9 protein-coding genes and 1 pseudogene are annotated in these 10,340 nt (G+C 55.9%); 6 read left to right on the top strand and 4 right to left on the bottom strand.

All coding sequences use genetic code 11. From position 1 onward, the window contains the following. Positions 1-1,089 (top strand): hypothetical protein (locus B2P82_RS10420; RefSeq protein ID WP_290496970.1); only part of this gene is annotated, 1,089 nt, incomplete at its 5' end. A gap of 9 nt (positions 1,090-1,098) precedes the next feature. On the opposite strand, the gene B2P82_RS10415 is transcribed toward B2P82_RS10420, so the two are convergent. The 4 genes from B2P82_RS10415 to B2P82_RS10400 all read right to left on the bottom strand — a co-directional run bounded on the left by B2P82_RS10415 (position 1,099) and on the right by B2P82_RS10400 (position 5,572). Next, positions 1,099-2,520, bottom strand: coding sequence for a Do family serine endopeptidase (locus B2P82_RS10415; RefSeq protein ID WP_290496969.1), 1,422 nt, complete (start codon positions 2,518-2,520; stop codon positions 1,099-1,101). A 68-nt stretch (positions 2,521-2,588) separates the two neighbouring features. Further along, positions 2,589-4,040 (bottom strand): MFS transporter, encoded by a 1,452-nt coding sequence (locus B2P82_RS10410; protein ID WP_290496968.1) that lies wholly within the window; start codon positions 4,038-4,040, stop codon positions 2,589-2,591. 5 nt (positions 4,041-4,045) lie between these two features. Beyond that, a complete protein-coding gene (locus B2P82_RS10405) occupies positions 4,046-5,269 on the bottom strand; it encodes an acyl-CoA dehydrogenase family protein (RefSeq protein ID WP_290496967.1) in 1,224 nt (407 codons plus the stop codon). Positions 5,270-5,281: 12 nt separating this feature from the next. Beyond that, complete coding sequence (locus B2P82_RS10400; protein ID WP_206990690.1) at positions 5,282-5,572, bottom strand: putative quinol monooxygenase; 291 nt, start codon at positions 5,570-5,572, stop codon at positions 5,282-5,284. 179 nt (positions 5,573-5,751) lie between these two features. Between B2P82_RS10400 and B2P82_RS10395 the strand changes: the two genes are divergently transcribed. The 5 genes and pseudogenes from B2P82_RS10395 to B2P82_RS10375 form a co-directional block, all read left to right on the top strand. Next, positions 5,752-6,819 carry a glycosyltransferase family 2 protein gene (locus B2P82_RS10395; protein ID WP_290496966.1) on the top strand — a complete coding sequence of 356 codons (1,068 nt, stop codon included), beginning with the start codon at positions 5,752-5,754 and terminating at the stop codon, positions 6,817-6,819. A gap of 25 nt (positions 6,820-6,844) precedes the next feature. Continuing rightward, positions 6,845-7,768 carry a metallophosphoesterase family protein gene (locus tag B2P82_RS10390; protein WP_206990691.1) on the top strand — a complete coding sequence of 308 codons (924 nt, stop codon included), beginning with the start codon at positions 6,845-6,847 and terminating at the stop codon, positions 7,766-7,768. A 51-nt stretch (positions 7,769-7,819) separates the two neighbouring features. Beyond that, positions 7,820-8,407: a polysaccharide biosynthesis/export family protein gene (locus B2P82_RS10385; protein ID WP_206990692.1), complete on the top strand. Its 588-nt coding sequence runs from the start codon at positions 7,820-7,822 to the stop codon at positions 8,405-8,407. Between the two features lie 365 nt (positions 8,408-8,772). Continuing rightward, positions 8,773-9,468, top strand: coding sequence for a sugar transferase (locus B2P82_RS10380; protein WP_242517320.1), 696 nt, complete (start codon positions 8,773-8,775; stop codon positions 9,466-9,468). A gap of 183 nt (positions 9,469-9,651) precedes the next feature. Continuing rightward, positions 9,652-10,340: pseudogene (locus tag B2P82_RS10375) on the top strand (hypothetical protein); the annotation flags it as partial.

Genomic DNA, 10,340 nt, shown 5'->3' with positions numbered 1-10,340 from the left:
GTTTTCGGGTCGATGAATGCCGACACGGCCCACAAGGACACAGTGTTCCTCGTTCCTGACCCCTGGTCTGCGGGCGTGCGCCCAAGCGATCCGGCCTATGAAGCCTTTCACAAATTCATCAGCTTCCATGTGGCTGAACACACCAATCCGAATGCCAAACCCACCCGTGCTGACGCGCTCAATTTTGTGAAATTCATGCTGGGCCACGGCCTTTCACTCCAGACGATCACGAAGGCGATGAACCAGATCGCTGGTGAGAAGACTTCTTCCGCCGACCGCAAATGGCGACGCGCGCTCGTGCTCGATCTGCTGATGTGGGACGTGTTTGCAAACACATGGTCGAAGCGCCGACCGCAATTCGCGACATATTTCGCCAATTCCACCGCCTATCTCCAGCACCGGTATTGGCGGCATATGCAACCGGACGTCTACCAGGTGAAACCTTCTGACGAGGAAATGCTCAATTACGGCAACGCGATCCAGGATTCGTATCGTCACATGGATGCGATTATCGGCAAGGCGTTCGACATGGTCGGGCCGACTGGCCGGATCGTCCTGGCCACTGCGCTCAGCCAGGAAGCAAACACACGCTACGAACATATTGGTGGGAAATTTGTCTATCGCCCCTACAATTTCAAAGACCTGTTTGCTTGGGCGGGTGGCCCGCAACCGGTCAGCTTCGAACCGGTCATGACCCATCAGGCTTGGGCAACGTTCGCCTCCGAGGAAGAGGCAGCTGAAGCAGAAGCAACGCTCGACGCCCTACAATCGAATGGCAAAACGATCATGGAATGGCGGCGAGCAGCCAACCGGATCATGTTCTGGTCCGGGCTGATTTCAAAGACTGACCCAGGTTTCGAGATAACCAACGCCAAGACCGGTGTGCGTAAAGCCTTTGACGAACTCTTCATGCTGGTTGGTCAGGTCAACAATTCCCAGCACAGCCGCAATGGGGCTTTCTGGGTGCAAACCGCCGATGGAAGCGCCACCCGTCATGCCGACAAGCTACCGCTTGAGGATGCCTATGGCATCATGATGGACATGTTCGAGGGGTCCGCGAGCGCTGCATCGCAAGTTGCCGCGGAATAGCCAGGCCGCCTAGAGCCGGACCGTTCCTCGCACCACACGACCATTCCGTTCGATCTCAATATCCCAGCTGCTCGCATCCTTTGCGAGCGCAGATTTGAGCTCGTCTACGGTCTTTGTCTGCGCACCATTCACCGAGCGGACGATATCCCCTGGTCGGAAGAAATTCCGGGCAATCGAACGCCGCATCACTGAATGTACATAGATTCCGGATCCCTTCTGGAACGGGTCGAGCCCGTTCTCCTCGGCGAGCCGGGGAGACAGCTCTACAACTCGCGCACCCGAAAAAGCCGTTCGTCCATCTAGAAGTACAATATCCACTTCGCGAGCGCCGGGTGGCGGCTCGACCGTGACTCCGATGTTCTGCGTCTTCCCCCCCCGCAGCACGGTCAGTATCGCTTCGTCGCCGGGGCTACGAACAGCGGCCAGAAACTTCAGGCCCTTTTCGTCAAACACTTCCCGCCCATCGATGGCGGTCACGAGATCGCCTCGACGCAGACCGGAATTGTCCGCTGGGCCATCATCGTAAACTTCCGTCACCATGACTCCGACAGGGCGATCCAGTCCTTGCGCCTTGGCGATGTCGTAGCTGACAGACTGCGCGGCGAGCCCCAGCCATGGACGGACGAAGGTGCCCTCATTCATGCCGGCGTCGACAACGCGCTTCACCATCTCAGCCGGGATGGCAAAACCGATACCATTGGACCCACCGGATCGGGAGAAGATTGCAGTGTTCACACCGACCAACTCCCCCTTCGTGTTCACAAGCGCGCCGCCGGAATTGCCAGGGTTCACCGCAGCATCCGTCTGAAGAAAGAAGGCGTAGTCGGAAATGCCCACATCCGTGCGGGCCGTTGCTGAGATGATGCCGCTGGTCACCGTTTGACCAACCCCGAATGGGTTGCCGATCGCCAGCACAAGGTCGCCGACTTGGGCTGCCCGGGTATCCGCGTATGGTAGAGTGGGCAGCACAGCGCCTTCAGTGTCGATTTTGAGGACAGCCAGATCTGTCCGCTCGTCCGCAAGCACAAGTTCGGCCGGATACTCCCGTCGATCACTCAAGACGACCCGAAACGTGTCCGCACCATCTATGACGTGATTGTTGGTTACGATCACACCATCTGAACCCACGATCACGCCGGATCCCAACGAATTCTGACGGCGCTGTTTCGGGATCGCATCACCGAAGAACAATTGTTCCATGGGTGAGACCCGGTTGGCGACCATGCGCTCGGTGAAAACGTTTACCACAGCGGGCGAAGCTTCCCTGACCAGCGGTGCAAAGCTGAGATCAATCTCGGTTTGCGATTGGGGTAACCGTTGGGCGTGTGCAAAAAGTGGCAAGACCGCCACGACAAGCAGAGCCAGAACCGAAAGCCCGGCAATCGCCAGGAACTTCGAAACGTGTTTTGTCATGCGAATTGTATGGACCATGAGTATGGCTCTATTGCGGCGCGAAGCGGGACGCAATTCCTTCAATCATGACAAATCAGTGAGTTTTTTCAGGGGGTTGGGTCTGTGTCGTCTCTCGCAGCGAGCGCCGCAAGATTGGCTTCATGACTTTCCCGGCTGATTCGATAGAAGCTGATGCACAGGATCATGAGCATCCAGATCACGAGCAACGAGGCTGCATACCCCCATCCGAGTTTATTCAGCGAAGTCTCGGCTACTTCCCCAGGCTGCATACCGGGACGCAGATCTGCCATCGACAACACGACCGCCGCAGTCAGTATCCCCGCACCTTGCGACAGCTTCCGAATGAAGCTGATACCTGCGAAGAATATCCCTTCCGAACGACGCCCCGTGGACAGTTCGCTTTCCTCGACAATGTCAGCAACCATCGCCGCCATGAGCATTTGCGTTGCAATGATCAGCGCCAGATCGAAAACTGTGATTAACAGTACGAGATAGTAAAGCGTATCGGTGCCATTGGGCGGCATGAAGCCGAGCAAGCGCGCGAGAACTGGCGCAGGTGCGATGGTGAATGCCAGAAGGCCGATAATGATTGAGCCGCGCTTCTTGCCCAGCGTCTTGCCAATGATGGGCGCGACCACCAACGCGATCGCTGCTGACACGAACACTCCAGCAGTAAGCCCGGCAATCTGATCAGTATCGAATTCCCAAAAGAAGCCGTTAATGTATTGGTTCAAGGCTGCAGAGATGCCGCTGGCGAACAAGCCAAATAGTGTTGCTAGAAACAATGCACGGAAAGACGGGTTTGAAACCGTTTCGAAGATTTCTCCGAATACCTTGCCCACACTGAGTTGGCGCGCAGCCGGCGCCGCCTTCAAATACGGAATGTATTTGTGAGTGCCGGCGGCACAAATCGCGATTGCGCCGACAATCGTGAGCGCTGCCCACAATCCATACGTATGCCAACCGTCGAGATTGAAGAATCCCATCTTCACGGTTTCAGTTGGCCGCAACAACATCGTCAGCAAGGCGACCTGTATCGCCAGTCCCCCGACCCATGCAAAGAAGTAGCGAAAGGACATGAGGCTGGTTCGTGCGTCATAATCCTGCGTCAGCTCCGCGGCGAGCGCGAGACTCGGCACTTCATAGAAGGTGAAACACAGCCTCACCGTGATCGTTATGACAACGAGCCACAAAAACAGTCCGTGACTATCCAAGCCCGCTGGTGGATTCCATGCGAGAAAATAAGCAACGCCCAGTGGAAGCATAGCGGCATACATGAACGGATGCCGCCGGCCGAACCGGGTTCGCACATTGTCAGACCAATAGCCGACGACGGGGTCCGATACGGCATCGACCACAAGCGCCAGGAACAATGCGCCAGCCACAAGAGAGGCTGAGATACCGAGTACCTGACTGTAGTAAAGCAACAGGAAGTACTCGAATCCGTTATTCTTCACGCCGCTGGCCGCACCGCCAATTCCATAGGCGATGCGGGTCAGCAGGCTGGGCTTACGCGCAACCGATAAGGACGCCGCCATGTCCGTCAAAGACCAAGAACCATCTTCGCCATGATGTTGCGCTGGATCTCATTCGAACCAGCGTAGATGGAGGCTTTCCGGTAATTAAAGTAGCTCGGCGCGACCGGCACCGCATATTGCGGCATCGGCAGGTCGGCATTCTTTCCAGCGCGGGCCACGGCAAAACTGTCCTGAATGAACGGAGCGGCATAAGAGCCCGTGGCTTCGAGAACAAGCTCGGTGATCGCTTGCTGAGTATGGGAGCCTTCGCACTTCAACATGGAGCTTTCAGGCCCAACCGCCTGCCCGGCCGAGAGTGCGGAGAAAATCCGCTGCTCGGTCGCGTCCAGACTATCGATCTTGATTTCCATGTTGGCCAGCTTGCGAGAGAAATCGTGATCCCGGATCAACGCCTCACCATCTGACTGTTCCACGCTCGCAATCTTGCGGGCCTTGCGCAACATGTTGCGCAGTCCGGGCGCATAAGCATTGCCCCGTTCGAACTGGAGCAGGTACTTGGCATAAGTCCAGCCCATATTCTCTTTGCCCACAAGGGCGTCGGCAACAGGCACGCGAACATCCTCGAAGAAGACCTGGTTGATTTCCTGCTGGCCTTCCAGCGGACCGTCCAGCGTTGGCAGCGCGGATATTGTGATCCCCGGCAGGGTCATTGGGAACACAATAAAGCTGATCCCTTCCTGCGTCTTGCCTTCCTTGGACGTGCGCACAAGGCAGAAGATCATGTCTGCCCATTGGGCATGCGTGGTCCAGATCTTGGAACCATTCAGCACATAATCGTCGCCATCCCTTACGGCGCTCATCTGCAACGAGGCGAGGTCGGAACCAGCGCCCGGCTCGGAATAGCCCTGACACCACCACACATCGGAACGAAGGATTGGAGGCAGGTATTTTTCCTTCTGCTCCTCGGAACCAAACTCCATCAAGACCGGCGCGACCATGGAAATGCCCATCGGACTGACGGTAGGTGTACCAGCAGCCGAAAGCTCCATGTTCAGGATGTATCGCTCAGACCCTGACAGGCCGGGGCCGCCATACTTTTCAGGCCAGTTCGGCGCGACCCAGCCTTTTTCGTATAGTCGTTTCTGCCACTCGACCTGGCCCTCCTTGTCGAGATAGCCATTCTTGGACATGGCCTTTTTCGCGCGGAGTTCAGGCGTATAGGCTTCCGCAATCCAGTCCCTGACTTCCTGCTGAAATTCAAGGTCTTCTTTGGTAAACGAGAGATCCATAACCGCCCCGAACTAGTCTATGCTGTCAAAGTAGGAAATTTCCGGCGCGCCCGCGAGGCAAGCACCGAGCCCCGGCCCGGCAGCTTTGAAATACTCGGTCTGGCCGTGCGACTCCAAGTCAGCCTGACTCGCATACTGCTCCATGAAAATGTAGGTGTTAGCCTCTTTCTTGGATTTGTAGAGTTGGTAGGTCAGGCAACCAGGCTCGTTGGCCTTCACTTTTGCCATCAAATCCTTGGCCACCTGTTCGAACTGTTCGTTCTTGCCGTCCTGAATCGTCAATTTCGCGATCACACCAATCATGTCTGCTTCCTCCTATATGTTTACACTATCCATAGGAGGTTCGGGGCTAACGGCAAGATTAACGTAAGGGAGGGGAACATTTGCACATTCATCACGCTTTCAGCGGACTTGCGTCATCTCATCGTAAAAATGGAATGCTTTTTGCTCTCTAACGGACAACAAATACTTCGGGGACCCAAATGTTTGGCGATGTAATGGAACGAAACGCAGGTCGACTTGTCAGGGAAGCGCCCGCACAAACTGTGCTGGCGGTCATCCCAACGCTGAATGAAGAACGGCATATCGAAGCATGTATTCGGTCGCTGATGGACGGCGATGAACGCCTGAAGCATGTCCCCCTGACCGTAGCAGACGGCGGCAGCACTGACCAAACGGTGGCGATTGTGGAGAGCCTGAAGGGTGAGTTTCCGAATTTGCGCGTACTTCACAATCCGAAACGCCTTCAGTCGGCTGCGCTGAACCTTGCGGCCAACCAGCATTCCAGCGAGGAGACACAATTCCTGATCCGATGCGACGCCCACTCCATCTATCCCAAAAACTTCATCATTGACGTGGCTGACGCGCTCGAGACCACGCACGCAGCCTCGGTCGTTGTCCCGATGGACGCAGTGGGGGAAACCTGTTTCGAACGCGCGAATGCCTGGGTTGTAGATACGCCTTTGGGGTCGGGCGGCTCGGCTCATCGGGGTGGTCGCAAATCAGCCTATGTCGACCACGGGCACCATGCCGGTTTCGATCTCGCCGTGTTCAAGATGGTTGGCGGATACGATGAGACCTTTTCCCACAATGAGGACGCAGAGTACGACAAGCGAGTGGTTCAGGCGGGTGGCAGGATATTCCTCGATGCCGATATTCGCATTCAGTATGTGCCGCGCGGCGGCGTAAAGGCGCTCGCTCGGCAATACTTCAATTACGGTAAGGGCCGCGCCCGCACGGCCCGGAAACACCGCCACACCCTTAAAATGCGTCAGGCCATCCCGATACTTGCCTTGCTGGCCAGTGTTTTCGGTCTCGTAGTATCGCCACTATTCTGGCCAGCACTGATCTTGCCACTCGGCTATGTCGGCGTGCTGGGGGCTGCCTCAATCGCTGTGGCAGTCTGGAAGCGCTCGACATGTGGTCTGTTTGCGGGTCTCGCATCGGGAACCATGCATATGAGCTGGGCGGCAGGTTTCTTGCGAGAGACTTTCATCCCCAAAAGCGACAAACGCGCCCTACCTTTGGTTTTCCGGCAAAAAACACTATAAACGAGTCAATAATAGCAGAGCATCCATGCCCAAGCTGACGCAACAGATTCAGAAGTCGTTTATCGCGAGATTGGCTCAATTGACCCGCTCGACGACGTCTCTGCGTGCGCGCATGCGGCAAGGCTTCAATGCACCCGCAGACCAGGTTGAGACACCCGTTCGGCAAGAGCCGGTCGCGGTCGCGCCGCGTATTAGTCACGCTCCGGATGGCGAATGCATCTACGCGATCGGAGACATTCATGGGCGTTGCGACCTTTTGGAGCGTCTTGTAGAGCAAATCGAACAGGATTCCGAAACCTTGCCAGCGGGGACAAAGCGGACTCTGATATTTCTGGGTGACTATATTGATCGCGGTTTGCAATCGCGCGACGTGATCGACTTCCTGATCGGTGATCGTCTCAAGGAATTCCGAACCATTTTCCTGATGGGCAATCATGAAGAAGCATTGCTGCGGTTCCTGAGCGATGCTGGTTTCGGCAAACAATGGGTCCGCTACGGCGGCGGCGAAACCCTTTATTCGTATGGTTTCCAACCGCCAAATACCCGCTCCAGTCTAACCTCCCACGAAGCCATGACAGCAGCCCAGAAGGCCTGGGAAAAAGTCTGGACGGGCTTTCGGGAGAGGCTGCCCGACGAACACTTGAATTTCTACAACTCCCTTCAATCGTACCATGTTGCTGGAGACTATCTGTTTGTACATGCGGGAATGCGCCCTGACGTGCCCCTTGAACAGCAATCGGCACGGGACCTTCTATGGATCCGGGATGAATTCCTGGATGATACGAAAGAATTCGAACATATCGTGGTCCACGGACACACACCTGCAGAAGGTGTGTTCCGCGACAATCGTCGCATCGGTCTCGATACGGGCGCCTTTATTAGTGGCCGCCTGTCAGCAGCGAAACTTTTCAAGACCGATGTCAGCTTTCTGGAAACAAGTCCTGTTTAGGGATCAATTTGCAAAGCGGCGTTTGCCGCCAACAACGGAGAATATGGGGACATGATGACTCTTCGCTCAATCTGCTCAGCCTTGGTGGCTGGCGCTTTTCTGATTGTGTCTGCCTGTCAGGCTGGCACAGCAATTCAGAGATCAGACGCACCTGAGACCAGTCACGAGCAACGTACGGCTCCGGCCTATATCCTTGGCAATGGAGACCGGCTGCGTGTCACCGTGTTTGGACACCCGGACCTTTCCGGTGAATTTGATGTGGATGGCTCCGGAGCGATCTCGTTGCCCCTGGTTGGCCAGGTCGAAGCAATCGGTCTGACAACTCCAGAACTGGAAACCAAAATCGTTGAAACGCTTGACGGGGATTATATCCTGAATCCCCGCGTCAGCGCCGAAGTTATCAACTACCGCCCCTACTATATTCTCGGCGAAGTCGGCTCTCCGGGAGAATACCCCTACAATTCCGGTCTGACGGTGCTGAATGCCGTCGCTGCGGCAGGCGGTTTTACATACCGAGCCAACAAGAAAGTTGTATTCGTCAAAGGCGCTGACGCCACATCCGAAGAGACTTACACGCTGGATACCAATACGGCCGTTAAACCTGGAGATACGATCCGTATCGGGGAGCGCATCTTCTAGGCACCACAAAGACGCGAATCAACGAGAAGGCGGCCCTGAAACAGGGCCGCCTTTTTCATTCCAGACTGTGCCGCCTTGGCACGCGACTGTCCAAAAATCGATCACCGCTGACGCACGAGGCAAAAATTGCCTCGAACATGCCATTTTTGTGTACAGATTGCTCGATTATTTGCGCTTTACTTTCCCCTGTGGCGCGAAATTTGTCTCCAACCGTTAATTATTTTCATATTTCGCGGTACAGAGATTGCAAACCTCCCTGAAAGAAATAAACATCCAACGGCTCTTGCGAGTTAACCGCTCGTTAAGGTCCGCACTGGGTGAGGCAGTAAACCCGGCGCAGATGAGTAGATTCTAGGGGACGTAAAATGGGTTTGAGACTTTCAAAAGAGTCACGTGAAGTGGAGATGGCTAGGTACGCATCGCTTCGCCACAGCTCCGATACTTCGGGTGCGGAACAGATTGCCAAACGCGTCTTCGACGTTGTGGTGGCATCTTGCATTCTGCTCTTCACTGCTCCCCTGATTTTGACAATTGCCATCTTTATCCGTCTGCAAGATGGCGGCCCCGCCGTTTTCAAGCAGATGCGCCTCGGCAAAGACGGTGAACAGTTTGCTTGTTACAAGCTTCGCTCGATGGTGACCGATGCAGGAGATCGCCTGCAACAGCTGCTGGCAACAGATCCGGATGCACGTCGCGAATGGGCCGAAACGCAAAAACTGACCAATGACCCCCGTATCACGGCACTCGGCCAGTTCATCCGCAAAAGCTCGATCGACGAACTCCCACAACTGGTCAACGTCATCCGGGGCGACATGTCGCTGGTTGGGCCGCGTCCGATCGTCGAAAATGAAATCACGAAATATGGCGACCAGTACAAACACTATTGCGCGGTACGCCCTGGCCTGACTGGCCTTTGGCAGGTCCGTGGCCGCAGCGACACATCCTACGAGACCCGCGTCGCAATGGATGTTGAATACGCGCGCACCAGAACCTTTCTGACCGATGTGAAAATTCTTCTGCTTACCGTGCCGGCCGTGGTGAATTCCAAGGGTGCCCGCTAACCCTGACGCGATAGGTGCCGAGGTTGAAAAACCCGGTTCAAACAGTCATGGCAATTTACCCCCCGGCCGCTGCCCAGTCTCGTGAGACTAGAATGATGTGGCAAGCAAACCGGTTCCGATTTACTATAGGCCAGCATTCATGCTTGAGCCGGATCAAGACAGTTTAGTTGAGAGCGTACCATCATGGCCGATATCGTAGTCGGGACAACAGAAGCCGAGACATTGACGCTCGCAGGTGATTATCTGGTCGAGGACAACGCAAATGCGTCCGGCGGGCAGACCATCAAGTCGACCGGCACTGGCACCGCGACAGGTGCCTTCACCGGCGAAGACGGCACCTACGAATTTGCCGTCAACTTCTTCAACGAAAACGATGGCGCATCGGAATATGTCGTTTACGTCAACGGCATCGAGGTCGAGACATGGACTGGCGCAGGTGGCTCCAGTGGATGGGTCATCGACACGCACGCCTTCCAGCTCGACCTCAACACGGGCGACGTGATCACGATCGAGGGCTCCAAGAATGCCGGTGAATATGCACGTATAGACACCATAACCGTAACCGATGCGTCCTTGCTGCCGCCTCCGCCGCCACCACCTCCGCCTCCACCGCCCCCGCCGCCTCCAGGCGAGATTGCAGTCGGCGAGACCGAAGCTGAAGTTCTCACGCTCGGCGGCGACTATGAGATCGAGGACAACGCAAATGCGTCCGGCGGGCAGACCATCAAGTCGACCGGCACCGGCACAGCAACCGGCGCCTTCACCGGCGAAGACGGCACCTACGAATTTGCCGTCAACTTCTTCAACGAAAACGATGGCGCGTCAGAGTTCGCAGTCTACGTCAACGGCGTCGAGGTCGAGACATGGACTGG

Origin of the sequence: Hyphomonas sp. UBA4494 (genome assembly GCF_002388935.1) — a bacterium.
Lineage (GTDB): Bacteria > Pseudomonadota > Alphaproteobacteria > Caulobacterales > Hyphomonadaceae > Hyphomonas.
Note: the sequence above shows the minus strand (reverse complement) of the source record. Positions and strands in the feature narration are given on the sequence as shown.